The 17350-nt window shown below is 62.3% G+C and carries 16 protein-coding genes; 9 read left to right on the top strand and 7 right to left on the bottom strand.

Annotation, left to right across the window (positions count from 1 at the left end; genetic code table 11):
• The first annotated feature begins 38 nt into the window (after positions 1–38).
• Positions 39–209 carry a hypothetical protein gene (locus tag PARACOCCUSGL_RS21470; protein ID WP_010395564.1) on the top strand — a complete coding sequence of 57 codons (171 nt, stop codon included), beginning with the start codon at positions 39–41 and terminating at the stop codon, positions 207–209.
• Here PARACOCCUSGL_RS21470 and PARACOCCUSGL_RS0109195 read toward each other — a convergent pair.
• The gene (locus PARACOCCUSGL_RS0109195) at positions 203–901 is read right to left on the bottom strand and encodes a sugar transferase (RefSeq protein WP_010395562.1); all 699 of its coding nucleotides are present in this window, start codon (positions 899–901) and stop codon (positions 203–205) included. The two genes, PARACOCCUSGL_RS21470 and PARACOCCUSGL_RS0109195, sit on opposite strands and share 7 nt — an antisense overlap.
• Positions 902–1278: 377 nt before the next feature.
• On the opposite strand from PARACOCCUSGL_RS0109195, the gene PARACOCCUSGL_RS0109190 reads away from it, so the two are divergent.
• Positions 1279–1965 carry a hypothetical protein gene (locus PARACOCCUSGL_RS0109190; protein ID WP_237701505.1) on the top strand — a complete coding sequence of 229 codons (687 nt, stop codon included), beginning with the start codon at positions 1279–1281 and terminating at the stop codon, positions 1963–1965.
• Here PARACOCCUSGL_RS0109190 and PARACOCCUSGL_RS0109185 read toward each other — a convergent pair.
• Positions 1962–2789: a glycosyltransferase gene (locus PARACOCCUSGL_RS0109185; protein WP_010395557.1), complete on the bottom strand. Its 828-nt coding sequence runs from the start codon at positions 2787–2789 to the stop codon at positions 1962–1964. The two genes, PARACOCCUSGL_RS0109190 and PARACOCCUSGL_RS0109185, sit on opposite strands and share 4 nt — an antisense overlap.
• A 297-nt stretch (positions 2790–3086) precedes the next feature.
• On the opposite strand from PARACOCCUSGL_RS0109185, the gene PARACOCCUSGL_RS0109180 reads away from it, so the two are divergent.
• The 4 genes from PARACOCCUSGL_RS0109180 (at position 3087) to PARACOCCUSGL_RS0109165 (ending at position 9074) form a co-directional block, all read left to right on the top strand.
• Entirely contained in the window at positions 3087–3791 is a 705-nt protein-coding gene (locus tag PARACOCCUSGL_RS0109180) for a CpsD/CapB family tyrosine-protein kinase (protein ID WP_010395555.1), read from the top strand.
• Between the two features lie 33 nt (positions 3792–3824).
• A complete protein-coding gene (locus PARACOCCUSGL_RS0109175) occupies positions 3825–5327 on the top strand; it encodes a Wzz/FepE/Etk N-terminal domain-containing protein (RefSeq protein ID WP_227493371.1) in 1503 nt (500 codons plus the stop codon).
• Positions 5327–6709 carry an oligosaccharide flippase family protein gene (locus PARACOCCUSGL_RS0109170; RefSeq protein ID WP_010395550.1) on the top strand — a complete coding sequence of 461 codons (1383 nt, stop codon included), beginning with the start codon at positions 5327–5329 and terminating at the stop codon, positions 6707–6709. The genes PARACOCCUSGL_RS0109175 and PARACOCCUSGL_RS0109170 overlap by 1 nt, the downstream gene beginning before the upstream one ends.
• 82 nt (positions 6710–6791) lie before the next feature.
• Entirely contained in the window at positions 6792–9074 is a 2283-nt protein-coding gene (locus PARACOCCUSGL_RS0109165; RefSeq protein WP_010395549.1) for an NADP-dependent malic enzyme, read from the top strand.
• 72 nt (positions 9075–9146) lie between these two features.
• Here the strand turns inward: PARACOCCUSGL_RS0109165 and PARACOCCUSGL_RS0109160 are convergent, their stop codons facing one another.
• Entirely contained in the window at positions 9147–10043 is an 897-nt protein-coding gene (locus PARACOCCUSGL_RS0109160; protein ID WP_010395547.1) for a rhodanese-related sulfurtransferase, read from the bottom strand.
• 99 nt (positions 10044–10142) lie between these two features.
• On the opposite strand from PARACOCCUSGL_RS0109160, the gene pncA reads away from it, so the two are divergent.
• The gene (gene pncA, locus PARACOCCUSGL_RS0109155; RefSeq protein ID WP_010395545.1) at positions 10143–10739 is read left to right on the top strand and encodes a bifunctional nicotinamidase/pyrazinamidase; all 597 of its coding nucleotides are present in this window, start codon (positions 10143–10145) and stop codon (positions 10737–10739) included.
• Positions 10736–12046, top strand: coding sequence for a nicotinate phosphoribosyltransferase (gene pncB / locus PARACOCCUSGL_RS0109150; protein ID WP_010395543.1), 1311 nt, complete (start codon positions 10736–10738; stop codon positions 12044–12046). Before pncA ends, pncB begins: the two co-directional genes overlap by 4 nt.
• Before the next feature lie 52 nt (positions 12047–12098).
• Here the strand turns inward: pncB and PARACOCCUSGL_RS0109145 are convergent, their stop codons facing one another.
• Complete coding sequence (locus PARACOCCUSGL_RS0109145; protein WP_010395541.1) at positions 12099–13769, bottom strand: NAD+ synthase; 1671 nt, start codon at positions 13767–13769, stop codon at positions 12099–12101.
• Between the two features lie 131 nt (positions 13770–13900).
• Between PARACOCCUSGL_RS0109145 and PARACOCCUSGL_RS0109140 the strand changes: the two genes are divergently transcribed.
• Positions 13901–15355 carry an MORN repeat-containing protein gene (locus PARACOCCUSGL_RS0109140; protein ID WP_010395539.1) on the top strand — a complete coding sequence of 485 codons (1455 nt, stop codon included), beginning with the start codon at positions 13901–13903 and terminating at the stop codon, positions 15353–15355.
• 9 nt (positions 15356–15364) lie between these two features.
• Here the strand turns inward: PARACOCCUSGL_RS0109140 and PARACOCCUSGL_RS0109135 are convergent, their stop codons facing one another.
• The 3 genes from PARACOCCUSGL_RS0109135 to PARACOCCUSGL_RS0109125 are packed head-to-tail and all read right to left on the bottom strand — an operon-like array spanning position 15365 to position 17210.
• Positions 15365–16222 (bottom strand): carbon-nitrogen hydrolase family protein, encoded by an 858-nt coding sequence (locus PARACOCCUSGL_RS0109135; RefSeq protein ID WP_029371907.1) that lies wholly within the window; start codon positions 16220–16222, stop codon positions 15365–15367.
• Between the two features lie 8 nt (positions 16223–16230).
• Entirely contained in the window at positions 16231–16812 is a 582-nt protein-coding gene (locus PARACOCCUSGL_RS0109130) for a GNAT family acetyltransferase (protein WP_010395536.1), read from the bottom strand.
• A complete protein-coding gene (locus PARACOCCUSGL_RS0109125; protein ID WP_010395534.1) occupies positions 16809–17210 on the bottom strand; it encodes a ketosteroid isomerase-related protein in 402 nt (133 codons plus the stop codon). The genes PARACOCCUSGL_RS0109130 and PARACOCCUSGL_RS0109125 overlap by 4 nt, the downstream gene beginning before the upstream one ends.
• Positions 17211–17350: the final 140 nt, after the last annotated feature.

Below are 17350 nucleotides of genomic sequence, written 5' to 3'. Positions count from 1 at the left end.
GAACGACCCTGACTGGCATTCTGACCATTAGTATCGCCGTGGCGCTGGTAGGCGCGGTGATCGGGTTCGTAGCCTTTGATCTGCCAGTCTGGGCGGCGCTACTTGTTTATGTGGTCAGCGGAACGGCTGCGATGCTGTTCATTGCCTGGCGGCGCTTTAGATGCGCCGAGCGCCACGAAGTGGTCGAGCGCAGCACAACGGCTCAGTAGCCGGTACAGCGCAGGACCACCCCAACCGTCCGGGCGATGATCGAAATATCGCCCTTAAGGCTTAGTTCAGCGGCATAACGCGCATCGAACGTGGCCCGGGCCGCGAAGGTGCTGTTGTTACGATCCGAGATCTGCCACAGCCCGGTGACGCCCGGCCGCAGATGGTAATAATCCGCTCCGGGATAAAGCTGTGCCTGCTCCAGCATCATCGGCCGGGGGCCCACGATGCTCATGTCGCCGCGCAGCACATTCCACAGCTGCGGCAGCTCATCAAGCGAGGTCTTGCGCAGGAAATGCCCAAAACGGGTGATGCGCGGATCGTTCTTCAGCTTTTGCGTCAGTTCCCATTCGGCCTTGGCCTCGGGATTGGTTGCCAGATGCTCGGCCAGCCGTGCCTCGGCGTTCTCGACCATGGTGCGCAGCTTCCACAAACGAAAGCTGCGGCCTGACCGTCCGACACGCGGCTGCGTATAGAACGGCTTTTCCCCCTGCCACAGGATAATCGTGGCAAGGATAATCACCACCGGCAGAACAATCGGTGCCGCCATCAGGACGGCGATAATATCCAGCGGACGCTTAAGGAAACGGGTGTAAAAGGATCGAACGCCGATGGGTTCACTGGAGACCCCGTCAGAGGGTGGTTGCAGCACCGATCCTATAGCTTCGATATCGAAATCAGTGGTGTGCCGCATTTGGAAACTACCTCAATCAGTACCGGCGCAGTATAGCCCGGATGTGTAATAAAACTAGAATGAATTGGCGTGCTGACTAAAAGTATAGGTTTGTTTAAAATCAATAAGTTATATAGCAAATACAGGGACTTTATATGCCTGTCTGATGGTCGGAATCAAGGATGGTTATGCCCGGCCGTCAGCGTTCTGGTTGATTTTCGGATAATGCGGCAACTGTCGGTTGAGCGGCATGGATTATGTAATTCGGTGATGCCATGATAGGGAATTAATAATCACAATCGACAGTTGTTAATATGTCTGGGATTATGCAATTTTTAATTGAAAGCGTCACTGCTGTCTATATTGGGCATAGCCTTGTCAGCCCTACAGTTCCCGGCATGATGCAGAGTTTGCTGCAAGAGCCGGTCGAAATGCAGATCATCAACGGCGCCCCACTAGAGGTGCAGTGGAATGATGCGCATCATGCCCAAGGGGTGAACGGGCGTGAGTGGCTACCGGAACATCCCGTCGATGCGCTGGTCCTGACCGAGCGTGTGCCTTTGGATCCGGCGATGGAATATCATGACACGCTGGGCTATGCGGCGCGTTGGGTTGCTTTGGCGCGTCAGTCGAACCCGGCGGTGCGACCCTATCTTTACCAGACCTGGGACTATATCGAGGCGGGGCCGACCGGACCCTGGCGCGATCGTATCCTTGCGGATCTGCCCAAGTGGCAGGCTATTGTTGATCACGTGAACATGGACCTGCCACAAGGGGCTGAACCGATGCGCCTGATCCCGGTTGGTCTGGGCATGGTGCGTCTGCATGACGCGGCCAGTGCGGGCGAGGTCCCGGGCGCGACTTCGATCCGCGACTTTTTCCGCGACGACATCCACCCGACCGAGGCGGGGGGCTTTTACTATATCGCGATGATACATTACGCGGCCCTGACCGGCAAAAGCCCGGTTGGCCTTACGAACCAGATCCCCGGGGGCGGGGGTCCCTATCCCCGTGTTCCCAAAGAACAGGCCGAGGTTCTGCAACAGCTGGCATGGCAGACGGTACAGGAATTCGCGGGGCACTAACGTCCCCGCGCCCATTCCTGGCTGTTGCGGCCCAGCCGGACGGCCAGGGCCACCGTGGAATAGGCAGCAAAGCCCAGCGGATCGCGGGACGCAAGACCGACCAGCTGGGCCTTGCTGGGGCGAACATGGCCCTGCCGGGGCGGCAGTTCGGGGAACAGGCGCGCGATCTCGGCCACGCCCTGATCCTGCCGGCGGCGTACGCGTACCAGCCGCGAAAACCCCTCGACCAGCGGCCATTCATAGGGCTCATCGACAAGAAACCGCTCGGTTTCTTCGAATTGCAGCCGCGCGAACGTGTCGTCCGAGATGATGCGCGGAAACGCACCCCAGCGCGCGCGCCCCGCCTGATTGACCGCAAACAGCCCTGCTCCGGTAACGCCCTGCGCGACAAAGGGCAGCTTTTGCCAGAACCGCGCATAGGCACGAGAGACCCAGCTATGCGCCGGGGCGACGACCAGCCGCCCGCCCGCATAGCGCGGCTCTGCCACGTCCAGAATGCGGACAATACCCGAAAGCAGCCTTGGCCCCATGCGGATATCGGCGTCCAGATACAGCCGGATCCCCGGCCCGGCGCAGGCGTCCCCATGATTCAGGGCACCGATCTTGCCGCCCTCGGCCAGTTCCTCGACACGCAGCCGCCAGCCGCGCTCTGCAAAGACGGGGGCGCAGGCGCGTGCGCGGCCGGCAGTATCGTCATGGCAGCCGTTAGCGATCACGATCAGATCGACCGGCCCCTGATGGTCCTGAGCCAGCACATGGTCGAGGCAGGCGCCTATGTAATCCGCCTCGTCATGGGCGGGCAGGATGATGGTGCAGGGCGTCATTCAGGGGCTGCCAGGTTCTGGGCCGAATCGCCTGGGGTGCAGGGGGTGGGCCGAACGGGCGCACCATTCTGCCTGGGGTGGCGTTGCGCAACGGGGCAGTGCACCAGAAAGGGGCGGGAAATACCGCGTATCATCGTGCTCCGGCATGTTTTCAGTTGTCGCGTTAATGACCTGGACGTTACCATGCCGGTGCCGGACGAGTCATCGGCAGGCCGCCGTCGCCCAGGACGGCACTGTTTCATCAGAGGCAAAGGGGCCACAGGTTTGACGCCTGCGACAGGGAATCAACCGGACAAGATGCCGGCTGGACAAACTGCACCCAATGCGGCGTGGGGTCAGGTCTCCAGCAAGTTCATCCGCCGTGAGGCGGCGCTGGCCGCATCGGATGCGAAACACGCCAGGATCATTGCGCAACGGTTTGCGCTGTTGCGCACCCGTATCCTGCGCGAGATGCGCAGTCGCGGCTGGCGCAAGCTGGCGGTGGTGCCGGTGACGCCGGGGGCGGGCGGGACCTTCGTCGCGGTCAATCTGGCACTGGCTCTGGCGCGTCAGCCCCATACGCGGGTCGCGCTGATCGACTTTGACCTTGGCCGGCCCGGCGTTGCGGGCCAGTTGGGCATTCCTGGCTGTACCGCCGTTTCTGCCGCGCTGCGTGAGGGGGGCGATCTGGGCGGGTTGGTTTCGCGTGTAAACGAGGCGCCGAACCTTTCGGTGCTGGCCCCCGAAAGGGCTGAGCCGAACGCGGCCGAGCTTTTGCAGGACGAGGCGCTGGCACAGGCCATGACCCGCCTGCACGACAATCGCCCGGTCGAAATTTCGATCATCGACACGGCGGCGCTTTTGGATCAAGACGCGGCGCTTGCTGCCCTGCCTTTGACCGATGCGCTGCTGCTTGTCGCGGACGGGCGGCGCGGCACCGCCGCCGACATGGAGGAATGCGAGCGGCTGCTAGCAGGCATGCCGCCTGTTATGGGCGTGGTCCTGAATAAATCGGAAGATTAATGTTCGTTATTTGATCAAGACAGGGCTCAGGATTTGGGACCGATTCAATCCTTGCAGGATCTGATTTCGATGGTCTGGCGGCGCTTGCCGCTGGTCCTGACGATCGTGGTTCTGGGCGTACTGGTTTCTTTCTATCTTATCGTTTCTTCGCCGCGCATTTATCAGGCCTCGGCGGTGATCCAGATCGACATGCCTGCCGCCATCGAGCAGGGCAGTGACAGCTCGCTTCCCGCCTCGCGCCGGGTGCAGCTGATCGAACAGCGGCTGATGGCGCGTGCCAACCTGCGCGACGTGACCGAGCGGCTGGGTCTTTTCGCTGACTCCCCCCTGAGCGAAAGCGAAAAGCTGGGGGCGTTGCGCAACTCGACCAAGATCGAAAGCATCACCGCACCTGGCGTTTCGGTCGATTCGCGGATGTCTCTGGCCGCTATCGTCATCACTGCGCAGGCCGAAACCCCGGTGACGGCGGCGGCGATTGCCAACGACTTTGCCGACAGCGTCGTCAACCGCGACCGCGAGAACCGCAATGCCCGCATCCTTGAATCGCAGGAATATCTGCGCTCGGAAGAGCGCCGCCTGAACGAGGCCCTTTCGGTTCAGGAACGCAAGGTGATCGAATTCAGCAGCCGTAATGAGGATTCGCTGCCTTCATCCCAGGAATTTTTGCAGACCGAGCTGGCCCAGCTGACCGAGATGGAAACGGCGCTGGACCGTGACATCATGACCCTGCAGCGCGAGCGGCTGTCGCTTGAGGCGGGCGGTACGGCGGCGGATGCCCGCCCCTCGGCCTCGCTGGTTCAGCAGATCCGCGCGGCAGAAATCGAACTGGCGCAAGCCCGCCGCACCCTTTCGCCCGAGCACCCCGAGATCAAGCGCCTTGAGGAAAACCTTGAGCGGCTGAACAGCGGGGGCGGCAGCGGCGGCTCGGATGTGGTGCGCCGTCAGGCCGAACTGATCGACGCCCAGTTGGCCCAGCTGAACGAGCAAAAGGCCGGCATCGCCCTGCGCCGGGCCGAAATTGATCAGGCGCGCGCCCGTTCGGCCCAGGTCACGCGTGAGCTTGAGGCGATGAACCGCGAACAGCGCCGCCTGCAGGATCGCTATAATGAGATCTCGCGCCAGCTGGCTCAGGTCGAGACGCAGCAGATGCTGATGGAAAACGACCAGACCGAGCGGTTTGTCCTGTTGGAACGCGCCCTGCCGCCAGAATATCCCGCCCTGTCGAACCGCAAGAAAAGCGCGGTGATGGGGGTGGGGGGCAGCATCGCGCTGGCGCTTGCCGTGGCCTTTGTGCTTGAGTTGCTGAATCCGGTCCTGCGCCGCGGCGACCAGTTTGCACGCGTGACCGGCACCCGCCCGGTCATCTCATTGCCTTATCGCCTGTCCAGGGCTGACCTGCGCGCGCGCCGTCTGCGCAATATCTATATGATCGTGCTGCTGGTGGTGGGCGTCTTTGTCGCCCTGTGGCTGATCGGCAAGGTCCCCGGCCTGCCGTCCCCCGGCGTCGTCAGCATGCCGACCGACGGAATGGGCTGATGACTCAGCAGGAGGTAACCTCTGACGCGCATGTCTCCGAGGCACCGCGCAGAAAGGGCCTCGCTTCGCGCGCGCTGGGCAGCGGCATGTGGTCGATGGCGAATTTCGGCCTGGGCCAGATCATGCGGCTGGGGTCGAACCTGATCCTGACCCGCATTCTTAGCCCGGATGATTTCGGCCTGATGGCGCTGGTGACCAGTTTCCTGATCGGGCTCAGCATGTTCAGCGACATGGGCTTTGGCCCCTCGATCATGCAGAGCAAACGCGGGGATGAGCCGGATTTTCTTGATACGATCTGGACGCTCAAGATCATCCGCGGTTTTCTGATCTGTCTTGCCGCGATGGTGATGGCATGGCCGCTGGCGGTATTTTATGACGCGCCGCTGTTTGGCTGGGTGTTCCCGGTGGCGGCGACCTCGATGATTGTCGGGGGCTTTCTGCCCACCCGTATCGACACCGCCGCGCGGCATCTGCAAATCGGGCGGCTGACGGTGATCGAGCTGGCCAACCAGCTGATCGGCATCCTGATCACCATTGCCGCCGCGCTGATCCTGGAATCGGTCTGGGCGCTGGTCTGGGGCAATGTCCTTGGGGCCTTTGCCCAACTGTTGATGTTCCGGCTGTTTCTGCCCGGCCACCGCAACCGCTTTCGGATGGAGCCCAAGGCCCGCGCCGAAGTGATGAAATTCGGCAAATGGATCTTTTTCAGTACCATCTGCGGATTTTTGCTGTTTCAGGGCGACCGCATCATTCTTGGCCGGGTTCTGACCCTGCATCAGCTGGGGATCTATAACATCGGGCTGTTTCTGGCGACGGTGCCGGCGATGCTGGGCTCATCCATTGGCGGGCGGCTGTTCATCCCCATGTATCGCGAGCATCCGCCGACGGCGGGCGAGGATCATCGCCGAGCGCTTGCGCGTACCCGCGCCGGGCTGACGGCACTGTTACTTTCTGTCGCCGTCGTGCTGGCCTGGGTGGGGCCGCCGCTTGTCGATCTGCTTTATGACGCGCGCTATGTCACTGCCGGGGGTGTGCTGGTCGCCATCGTCTGTATTCAGATGCTGCAGGTCATCCCGATCAGCTATGAATACTCAGCGCTGGCGGCAGGGGATTCGCGTGGCTTTTTCATCATGCAATCGTCGCGCGCGGTGATCTATTTCACGCTGGTCGCGGCGGGGGCGTTCCTTTATGGCCTGCCGGGGCTTTTGATCGGGCAGGCGCTGTCGCAGGTCTTTTGCTATCCGGTGACGGTGTGGCTGGCGCGGCGGCACGGTTGCTGGGACCCGCGCCATGACCTGATTGCCACGCTGGTGGCGCTGGCGGCCGCGGTTACGGCTCTGGCCGGACACCGGGAGGCAATCGTCGGGGCGCTGTTTTCCTAAGATCAGTTTCAAGCATTTTACCCCTTCCGGTTCCTCGGGCCCCGGGTCTATTGCATAAGGCCACGTCATGAGGAGGACCCGGATGAGCGACGACAACACCCCGCGCAAATCCCGCATCACGCGGGAAGAGGCTCTGGCCTATCACCTGGAGCCCCGTCCGGGCAAATTCGACATCGTCGCCTCGACCCCCATGGCGACCCAGCGCGATCTGTCGCTGGCCTATTCCCCCGGCGTTGCCGTCCCGGTCGAGGCGATCGCCGAGCGGCCTGAGACCGCCTATGACTATACCGTCAAGGGCAATATGGTTGCTGTTATTTCAAACGGCACGGCGATCCTTGGGCTGGGCAACCTTGGGGCGCTGGCCTCGAAGCCGGTGATGGAGGGTAAGGCGGTACTGTTCAAGCGCTTTGCCGATGTGAACGCCATCGACATCGAACTGGATACCGAGGACCCTGACGAAATCATCAACGCCGTGCGCCTGATGGGGCCGACCTTTGGCGGTATCAACCTTGAGGATATCAAGGCTCCGGAATGTTTCATCATTGAGCAGCGCCTCAAAGAACTGATGGATATCCCGGTCTTTCATGACGACCAGCACGGCACGGCGGTGATCTGCGCGGCGGGGCTTATCAACGCGCTTGAGCTGTCGGGTAAAAAGATCGAGGACGTGAGGATTGTCCTGAACGGCGCGGGCGCGGCGGGAATCGCCTGTCTGGAACTGTTGAAATCCATGGGCGCGCGGCATGAAAACTGCATCATGTGCGACACCAAGGGCGTGATCTATCAGGGCCGCACCGAGGGCATGAACCAGTGGAAATCGGCCCATGCCGTGGTGACCGAGGCCCGCACGCTGGAAGATGCGCTCAAGGGTGCGGATGTGTTCCTGGGCGTTTCGGCCAAGGGGGCGGTGACGCAGGATATGGTCGCCTCGATGGCCGACAATCCGGTCATCTTTGCCATGGCGAACCCCGATCCGGAAATCACCCCGGAAGAGGCTCATGCGGTTCGTCCCGACGCCATCGTCGCGACCGGCCGCTCGGACTATCCCAACCAGGTGAACAACGTTCTGGGCTTTCCCTATCTGTTCCGCGGCGCGCTTGATATCCACGCCCGCGCCATCAATGACGAGATGAAGATCGCCTGCGCCCGCGCGCTTGCCGAGCTTGCGCGCGAGGATGTGCCGGATGAGGTTGCGGTTGCCTATGGGCGCAAACTGCAATTCGGCCGCGATTATATCATCCCGACCCCTTTTGATCCGCGACTGATCCATGTCGTGCCGCCAGCTGTGGCGCAGGCGGGTATGGATACCGGCGTCGCCCGCCGCCCGATCATCGACATGGACGGCTATGTCCAGTCGCTGAAAGCCCGCATGGACCCGACAGCGGCCATTCTGCAGGGCATCCATGCCCGGGCGCGTCAGGCCCAGGCCCGGATGATCTTTGCCGAAGGCGATGATCTGCGGGTGCTGCGGGCTGCCGTGGCGTGGCAGCGCGGCGGCATGGGGCAGGCGCTGGTCGTTGGCCGCGAAAGCGACGTCAGGGAAAAGCTCGAGGCCGTGGGCATGGGCGATGCTGCCCGTGAACTGACCGTGGTGAACGCGGGCAATTCGCGCCATCTCGATCAATATCACGAGACGCTTTACACCCGCTTGCAGCGCAAGGGTTTTGACCGCGAGGACACCAACAAGCTTGCCAACCGCGACCGTCATGTCTTTGCCGCGCTGATGCTGGCGCATGGCCATGGCGACGGGCTGGTGACCGGGGCCACGCGCAAGAACGCCCATGTTCTGGCTCAGATCGGCAAGGTTTTCGACGTCACGCCCGCTGATGGCGCGGTTGGCATCACCGCCGTTCTGCACAATGGCCGTGTCATCCTGATGGGTGATACGCTGGTTCACGAATGGCCCGAGGCCGAGGATCTGGCCGATATCGCCATTCGCGGCGCACAAGTGGCGCGCGACCTTGGGATTGAGCCCAGGGTGGCCTTTCTGTCCTTTTCGAACTTTGGCTATCCGATCAGCGAGCGCGCGGTAAAGATGGCCCATGCGACCGAGGTGCTGGACGCCCGGCGCGTTGATTTCGAATACGAGGGCGAGATGACCGTTGATGTGGCGCTGAATCCGACGCAGGCGGCGAAATACCCGTTCTCGCGGCTCAAGGGGCCTGCGAACGTGCTGGTGGTGCCGGCGCGGCATTCAGCCTCGATCTCGGTCAAGCTGCTGCAAGAGATGGCGGGGGCGACGGTGATCGGCCCGATCCTGACCGGGGTGCCGCACCCGATCCAGATCTGCTCGACCGGTTCGACAGTGAACGACATCCTGAACATGGCCGCCATTGCGGCAGGCCGGCTGGGTCAGGTCCGGTAAAATGATAAGGCGCCCCGGCACAGGGGCGCCTGTTCAGTCGGGCAGGGCGGTTGTCCGGGTGGTCCCGGGCTGTCAGCCCCCGGCCGCGCCAAAACATTCGCCGCGTTCGACCTGACGCTGTCTTTCGCGGAAACGGGCGCGGTCAGCCTCGGTATATTCGTCCACGCAGCGGTGGCAGCAAACGCCCAGCTCATACTCCGGGCGGTTGCGGTCCTCGGGCGCAAGGGGGCGGCGACAGGCGTGGCACAGCTCATGCTGGCCCTGACGCAGCCCGTGGCCAAGGCTGACACGCTTGTCAAAGACAAAGCACTCACCGCGCCACAGGCTGTCTTGTTCGGGCACTTCCTCAAGATACTTCAGGATGCCGCCTTTGAGGTGAAAGACCTCGGGCAGCCCTTCGCCCAGCAGGAAATTGGTGGATTTCTCGCAGCGGATGCCGCCGGTGCAGAACATGGCGATGCGCTTGCCGGCAAAGCGGTGAGCATTCTCGCGCCACCAGTCCGGGAATTCGCGAAAGCTTTTGGTGCCGGGGTTGATCGCGCCCTCGAAAGTGCCGATTTCGACCTCGTAATCGTTACGGGTGTCGATCACTGCCACATCGGGCGCAGCGATCAGGGCGTTCCAGTCCTGTGGATTGACATAGTTGCCGACCGCGGCAGAGGGATCCACGTCGGGCTGGCCCATGGTGACGATTTCGCGCTTGATGCGCACTTTCATGCGGCCAAAGGGCATGGTCCCGGCCGAGCTTTCCTTCCACTCAAGCGTCTCGCAGCCGGGCAGGGCGCGGATATGGGCAAGGACCGCGTCGATCCCTTCGCGCATGCCGGCAATAGTGCCATTGATCCCCTCGCGCGCCAGCAGCAGCGTGCCTTTGACGCCGTTGGTGCAGGCGCATCTGGCCAAGGGCGCCCTTAGCGCCTCGGGGTCGGGAAAGCGGGTGAAATGGTAAAGCGCAGCGACTGTCAGCATGGCATCGGCTTAGCGTCCCGCCCGCAGGCATTCAAGTTGCCGCATTGACGCCCCTGCCGCCGGAGCCTACCAATTTTCGGAACAAACCAGAGAGGCACCATGGCAAAGGCCCTGATTGTCATCGACATGCAACTGGACTTCTGTCCGGGCGGGCGGCTTGCCGTCGCCGGCGGGGATGAGATCGTGCCGGCGATCAATGCGCTGATGGCGGGGTTTGACGCCGTGGTGCTGACGCAGGACTGGCATCCCCGTGATCACGCAAGCTTTGCCGACAACCATCCCGGAGCCGCCCCTTTTTCTCAGATCGAGATGCCCTACGGCCCGCAGGTGCTGTGGCCGGCGCATTGCGTGATCGGCAGCGAGGGGGCGGGTTTTCATCCGGGCCTTGACGCGACGCACGCTGATCTGGTGATCCGCAAAGGGTTCCGGGCGCAGATCGACAGCTATTCGGCATTTTACGAAAATGACCACCAGACTGCGACCGGGCTGGCGGGTTATCTGCGGGACCGGTCGATCGGGGATCTGACCTTTGTCGGGCTGGCGCATGATTTTTGTGTCGCCTGGTCGGCCATTGATGCGGTCAGACTGGGTTTCCGCGCTACGGTGGTCGAGGACGCAACCCGCGCCATCGACCTGAACGGTTCGCGCGAGGCCGCGCGTGAGGACATGCACAAAGCGGGGGTGACGCTGGCATGATGACCCCGACTGTCGATATTGCTACCCGGGTCTATAACCATAAATGGAAGATCGACCCGATCGTCCGTTCACTGATTGACGATGATTTCTACAAGCTCTTGATGTGCCAGTCGGTTTTTCGCAACCGGCCGAATACGCATGTCACCTTTAGCCTGATCAACCGCACCAGCTCGATCCGTCTGGCCGAGCTGATCGACGAAGGCGAACTGCGCGAGCAGCTGGACCATGTGCGCGGTCTGTCGCTGACGCGTGGCGAAAGCACCTGGCTGCGGGGCAATACCTTCTATGGCAAGCGCCAGATGTTCCGGCCGGACTTTATGGAGTTCCTCGAAAACCTGCGCTTGCCCGCCTATCATCTGGAAAAGCGCGACGGTCAGTACGAGCTGATCTTTGAGGGCAGCTGGCCCGAGGTCATGCTGTGGGAAATCCCCGCGCTTGCCATCATCATGGAACTGCGCTCGCGCGCGGTGCTAAGGGATATGGGCCGGTTCGAATTGCAGGTGCTTTATGCCCGTGCGATGACCCGGCTGTGGGAAAAGATCGAAGAGTTGCGCAAGCTGGGTCCCGATCTGCGCATCGCCGATTTCGGCACCCGGCGGCGGCACAGCTTTCTTTGGCAGGACTGGTGCGTGCAGGCCATGGTCGAGGGGCTGGGGGATGAGCGTTTCATCGGCACCTCGAACTGTCTGATTGCCATGCGCCGCGACATCGAGGCCATCGGCACCAACGCCCATGAACTGCCTATGGTCTATGCTGCGCTTGCCGAAACGGATGATCAGCTGCGTCAGGCGCCCTATCGTGTCCTTGCCGACTGGCACGAAGAGCATGACGGCATGTTGCGCATCATCCTGCCCGACACCTATGGTACCAAGGGTTTCCTTGAACATGCGCCGGATTGGCTGGCGGGCTGGACCGGCATCCGTGTCGATAGCGGCGACCCCGCTGAGGGGGCTGAGACCGCGATCCGGTGGTGGCAAAGCCGCGGCGAGGACCCGCGCGAAAAGCTGATCATTTTTTCGGACGGGCTGGACGTGGACAAGATCAGAGACCTGTTCAACCAGTTCCACGGCCGCGCCAAGATCAGCTTTGGTTGGGGCACGCTGCTGACCAACGACTTTCGCGGGCTGGTGCCGGGGGATGGGCTCGCGCCCTTCTCTCTGGTCTGCAAGGCAGTGGCGGCCGAGGGCAGGCCGACTGTCAAACTGTCGGACAATCCCGGAAAGGCCACCGGTCCCGAGGATGAGATCGAGCGTTACAAGCGCATCTTTGACGTCGGCCAGCAAAAGGCGATGCAGGTCATCGTCTGAACCGAACCCGCCGTGCCAGAAGGCTTTCCGGCACGGCGGGCTGTTTCTATGCTCAAAGGCTGTCGCGCCAGCGGTTGACCAGCGGATAGCGCCGGTCAAGCCAGAATGCCTTGGTCGAGATACGCGGCCCGGGCGCGGCCTGATAGCGTTTCCATTCGCTGCCATAAAGCAGCGCCTCGACCTTTCTGACCGTATCGGGGTCAAAGCCCTGCGCGACCAGATCGCTTAGCGCCAGATCTTTTTCGACCAGCCCTTCAAGGATTGCATCCAGCACCTCATAAGGGGGCAGGCTGTCCTGATCCTTTTGGTTCGGGCGCAACTCGGCCGAGGGGGGCTTGGTGATGATCTGGGGCGGGACGACCTCGCCCGTGCGCCCCAGCATCCAGTCACGGTGGTTACGGTTGCGCCAGCGGCAGGTTTCGAACACCCGGGTCTTGTACAGGTCCTTGATCGGGTTATAGCCGCCCGCCATGTCGCCATAGATCGTCGCATAGCCGACCGCGACCTCGGATTTGTTGCCGGTGGTCAAAAGCAGCTCGCCGAACTTGTTCGACAGCGCCATCAGCATGACGCCGCGCAGGCGGGACTGGATGTTTTCCTCGGTCGTGTCGGGCCTGGTCCCCTCCATCAGATGGGCCAGCGCATCCGAGACAGCGTCGCGTGCGCCCTCGATATGGACAGTGTCGAGACGCACCCCCAGCCGGTCCGCGCAATCCTTGGCATCATCCAGACTGGCCTGCGAGGTGTATTCGCTGGGCAGCATGACACAGCGGACATTCTCGGGGCCGATGGCATCGCAGGCGATGGTGGCAACCAGCGCCGAGTCGATACCGCCTGACAAGCCCAGAACCACCTTGCGAAAGCCCGATTTGCGCATGTAATCGCGCAGGCCCAGCATCATGGCGTGATAGTCCTGTTCCCATTCGTCGGGCTGGGGGTCCATCTGGCCCGACACCGCGCGCCAGCCCTGGGGCGTGCGCTCAAGATCGACATGGGTCAGGATTTCGTCAAAGGGGGCAAGCTGCATGACCTTGACGACGCCGCCGTTCTCGCCGGGGTTCAGGACAAAGCTGGCACCGTCATAGATCTGATCATCCTGTCCACCGACCGAGTTCAGATAGATCAGCGGCAGGCCGGTTTCGACGACACGGGCGACCATGTGGCCCATGCGCAGGTCCAGTTTGTTGCGGTGATAGGGGCTGCCATTCGGGACCAGAAGCAGCTCGGCCCCGGTTTCGGCCAGCGTCTCACTGACCGCGGGCCACCAGGCGTCTTCGCAGATCGGGCTGCCGATGCGCAGACCATCAAGACTGTAGGGTCCCGAGATCGGCCCGACATCAAAAAGCCGCATCTCGTCGAAAAGCTGTTTGTGGGGCAGTTCGTGCTTAAGCACCCGCGCAGCCACCTTACCACCTTTAAGGATCCAGTAGGCGTTATAAAGCCGGTCCCCCTCGGCATAGGGGCCGCCGATGCCGATGGCGGGGCCTTCGGCGCAGTCCTGCGCAAGGGTTTCGATCCGCGACATCGCTTCGCGGGTGAAGCCCGGTTTCAGCACCAGGTCCTGGGTCTGGTAGCCGGTGACGAACATTTCGGGCAGGGCAAGCAGGTTCGCGCCAGCCGCGCGCGCCTGTTCCCATGCCTGGCGGGCCTTTTCGGCATTGCCGGGCAAATCGCCCACGGTGGGGTTAAGCTGCCCAAGGGTGATACGGAACCTGTCGGTCATGGCACTTCCTTAACGGATTTCGCTATCTGTGATAGGCGAGGGAGCGGCAAAGGAAAAGTCGGGCTTTGCGCCTGTGCGCACCTTGCGATAAACCGATGGCAAAAGCAGCAACGAGGCGGAGTGCAGGATCCATGAAGGCAGCCCTTGTCGCCTGCGCGATGATTCTGGCTGGCGCAGGCATGGCCGGCGCGCAGTCGGTCATCACCAAACAATATGATGACGGCGGCGTCTATGAGGGCACCTTCCGCAATGGCAAGCAGCATGGGCGGGGGACCTACAGGCTGCCCTCGGGCTATGAATATACCGGCGACTGGGTTGAGGGTGAGATTCTGGGGCAGGGTATCGCCAAGTTCCCCAATGGCTCGGTCTACGAGGGCACCTTTGCCAAGGGCAAGCCGAACGGCAAGGGCAAGATCACCTACGCCGATGGCGGCAGCTACGAAGGCGACTGGCAGGACGGCCAGATCACCGGGCGGGGGATCGCGCGCTATGCCAATGGCTCGGTCTATGAGGGCGCGTTTCAGAACGCCCTGCACCACGGCAAGGGCGTCCTGACCCAGCCGAACGGCTATCGCTATGAAGGTGACTGGAAACAGGGCATCAAGGACGGTCTGGGCAAGATCACCTACCCTGACGGTGCCACCTATGAAGGCGAGATGAAGGCCAATCAGCGCTCGGGTCAGGGTAAGCTGACGATGCCCGACGGCTTGACATATGACGGCGGCTGGCTGGCCGGTCAGATGTCAGGTCAGGGCAAACTGACCCAGCCGTCTGGCGACAGCTACGAGGGCCGCTTTGCCAACGGCAAACGTGAGGGTAAGGGCGTTGCGCTATATGCCAACGGCGATCGTTACGAAGGCGATTTCCGCGCAGACAAGCGCTGGGGCGTCGGCACGTTCACCGGCACCGACGGTTATGTCTATACCGGGGATTGGGTCGAAGGCCGTATGGAGGGTCTTGGCCGCATCACCTACCCCGATGGCTCGGTCTATGAAGGTGCGCTAAAGAACGATCTGCCGGACGGGCGCGGCCTTATCACCTATCCCGATGGTGCAAGCTATGACGGTGATTGGGTCGCAGGCATGATCGAGGGGCAGGGCGTGGCCAAATACGCCAACGGTCTGATCTATGAGGGCGGTTTCAAACGCGGCCGCAACGAGGGGCAGGGCCGCATGACCTATCCTGACGGCTATGTCTATAACGGCGCGTGGCGCGATGGGCAGCGCCACGGGCAGGGGCAGGCAACCTATGCCGACGGCACGACCTATGACGGATCTTTCGTCAACGGTTTGCGCCATGGCAAAGGGCGGCTGATCGCTCCGGACGGTTTCCGCTATGAAGGCAGCTGGAAAGAGGGTGAGATCGACGGCGAAGGCGTCGCCACCTATGCCAATGGTGACGTCTACACCGGCCATTTCGTGATGGGCAAACGGCAGGGCGCGGGTGTGATGCGCTATGCGACCGGAGAGGTCGCCGCAGGGGAATGGGACGACAACCGTCTGGCCGTGCCGACCGAGGGCGCAGAGCCCGAAGGGGCGGGCACCCCTGAAGGCGTAGTGCCCGCCGAGCCTGCGGTCGGCGAATAAAGGACGGGCTTAATCTATCAGCCGTGCCTGCGCGCTTTCGGGCCAATGCGCAAAGGGCAGCACGCGCCCGTTGCGGCGGCTTTCAGCCACGCGGTCCAGATCAACCTCGGCCTTGACCCAGCCGGGCTGATCCAGCGGCCCCTCGGCAAGAATGCCGTTTTCCGGCCAAAGCCCGTCGGGGGGTGCATAGATCGCCGCTGCACCACGGTTTTCGTCAATGGCCGGATTCCAGTCCACCTCTCCGACTGTCGGGGCATGTACCACGATGCATTGGTTTTCCAGCGCCCGGGCCATTGCGCCGATGCGGACCCGGTTGAACCCGGCAATTGTATCAGTACAAGAGGGGGTCAGGATGATCTCGACCCCCGCCTCGGCCAGCACGCGGCCCAGCAGGGGGAATTCGCTATCATAACAGATCAGCACACCCAGCCGCCCGACCGGGGTGTCAAAGACGCGCAGCCCTGGCGCGCCGACAACATCCCAATCCTCGCGTTCGAACCGGGTCATGACCTGTTTGTCCTGATGGCCGATCCGTCCTTGGGGGCCGAACAGCACCGCGCGGTTGACCGGGCGCGGCCCCTCGAAACAGGGACCCGAAGCGGCAAGGATATGCACCCCGTGCTGTGCCGCCAGCTCGGTATGCAGCGCATCGCGCGCTGTCTCATGGCGGGCCACCTCGTGCAGCGAAGCCTCAAGATCGCCCGCGACTTCGCGTCCTCCCAGCGAGGCGAGTTCCATCGCGCTATATTCGGGAAACACCAGCAGATCGCAGTCAGCCGCATCCTTGACCCATGCCGAGATCTTGGCGCGATAGGCGTTGAAATCCCCAAGCCAGTCAAAGGGATAGGCGGCGGCGGCGATCTTGATGATGCGGGTCACAGCTTTTTCATCCAGAATTGCAGGGGTTTGCGGCTTTGGGTGGACTCGCCGATATCGCGCCATTCGAATTCGGCTACGACCCCGGGCAGGGGGGCATAGCCGCGCTTGCGCCAGAACCCGTCGAGGGGCAGGTAATCCGCAGGCCGTGCCGGATGGTCTGCAGGGCGGATCACGCTGCAAAATGCGCTGAATCGGCGGCTAAGTGCCCGGCCCTGCGCCTCGCGCCCGTCAAAGAAGACATGGCCCAGCCCGCGGCCGCGGTATTCGGGCAGCAGGACCGACTCGGCGCAGTAAAAGATCTGGTCCAAAGGTTCGGGTCGCCCTGCAAAGGCGGCTGCGAAGTCATCGGCGTGATCCTCCATCGGCGCACCGGTGGCGGCACCGATCATACGCCCGCCGTCCCAGGCGGCGACGACGACCGCGCCGGGCGATTCATAGGCGCGCAGGTAATTGCGCTCATATTCCAGATCGCCGTCATAGAGATAGGGCCAGTCGCGAAACACCGAGATGCGCAGCCGTGCCAGATCATCCAGCACGGCGGTCACGGCTGCTCCGGTCAGGGTTTCGGTGCGGATCACGCCGAGACCTGTCGCGTCCAGTCGGTCAGGTTGTAATAGGTCGTCACCCGGGCGATCTTGCCGTTACGGATGGTGAAAAAGGTCCCGGCGGGCAGAACATATTTCTGGCCCCTGGCCTCCGGCAGGCCCTCATCGGTGGCCAGATAGGTGCCGTTGACGACGAATTCGGCCGCGGCACGATCCCCGGCCTCATTGGCAAAGATGACGATATCCGTCAGCACTTCCCTGTAGCAACGGGTCATATGGGCGTTGAATTCCGCGAATTTTTCTTTGCCGCGCCGGATGCCGCCTTCATTGACGTGATGTTCGACATCGTCATGCAGATAGCTCAGCATCTCGTCGGTGCGACCGGCGTTGAATGCGGCGTAATAGGCGGTGATCAGGGCCTTGCTGTCCATCGGAACCTCCTTGTTTCGACCCCTCTAGCGCGAGGCGGGGGCTGCGTCACCTCCACCCTTAGGCGGAGGCGCGATCATGCACCGGTTCTGACGTATTCCTGCCGTTTTTTATTTTCATTTTTTTGGAGGTATTTTCATGA

This window comes from Paracoccus sp. TRP, assembly GCF_000185925.1.
Taxonomy (GTDB): domain Bacteria; phylum Pseudomonadota; class Alphaproteobacteria; order Rhodobacterales; family Rhodobacteraceae; genus Paracoccus; species Paracoccus kondratievae.
Note: the sequence above shows the minus strand (reverse complement) of the source record. Positions and strands in the feature narration are given on the sequence as shown.

Bases quoted from the DNA above. Each gene is read 5' to 3' on its own strand.
- PARACOCCUSGL_RS0109140 (WP_010395539.1), top strand. From the start codon at position 13,901: ATGAAGGCAGCCCTTGTCGCCTGCGCGATGATTCTGGCTGGCGCAGGC.
- pncA (WP_010395545.1), top strand. From the start codon at position 10,143: ATGGCAAAGGCCCTGATTGTCATCGACATGCAACTGGACTTCTGTCCG.
- PARACOCCUSGL_RS0109195 (WP_010395562.1), bottom strand. From the start codon at position 901: ATGCGGCACACCACTGATTTCGATATCGAAGCTATAGGATCGGTGCTG.
- PARACOCCUSGL_RS0109160 (WP_010395547.1), bottom strand. From the start codon at position 10,043: ATGCTGACAGTCGCTGCGCTTTACCATTTCACCCGCTTTCCCGACCCC.
- PARACOCCUSGL_RS0109190 (WP_237701505.1), top strand. From the start codon at position 1,279: ATGATGCAGAGTTTGCTGCAAGAGCCGGTCGAAATGCAGATCATCAAC.
- PARACOCCUSGL_RS0109125 (WP_010395534.1), bottom strand. From the start codon at position 17,210: ATGGACAGCAAGGCCCTGATCACCGCCTATTACGCCGCATTCAACGCC.
- PARACOCCUSGL_RS0109165 (WP_010395549.1), top strand. From the start codon at position 6,792: ATGAGCGACGACAACACCCCGCGCAAATCCCGCATCACGCGGGAAGAG.
- PARACOCCUSGL_RS0109180 (WP_010395555.1), top strand. From the start codon at position 3,087: ATGCCGGCTGGACAAACTGCACCCAATGCGGCGTGGGGTCAGGTCTCC.
- PARACOCCUSGL_RS0109145 (WP_010395541.1), bottom strand. From the start codon at position 13,769: ATGACCGACAGGTTCCGTATCACCCTTGGGCAGCTTAACCCCACCGTG.
- PARACOCCUSGL_RS0109185 (WP_010395557.1), bottom strand. From the start codon at position 2,789: ATGACGCCCTGCACCATCATCCTGCCCGCCCATGACGAGGCGGATTAC.
- PARACOCCUSGL_RS0109170 (WP_010395550.1), top strand. From the start codon at position 5,327: ATGACTCAGCAGGAGGTAACCTCTGACGCGCATGTCTCCGAGGCACCG.
- pncB (WP_010395543.1), top strand. From the start codon at position 10,736: ATGATGACCCCGACTGTCGATATTGCTACCCGGGTCTATAACCATAAA.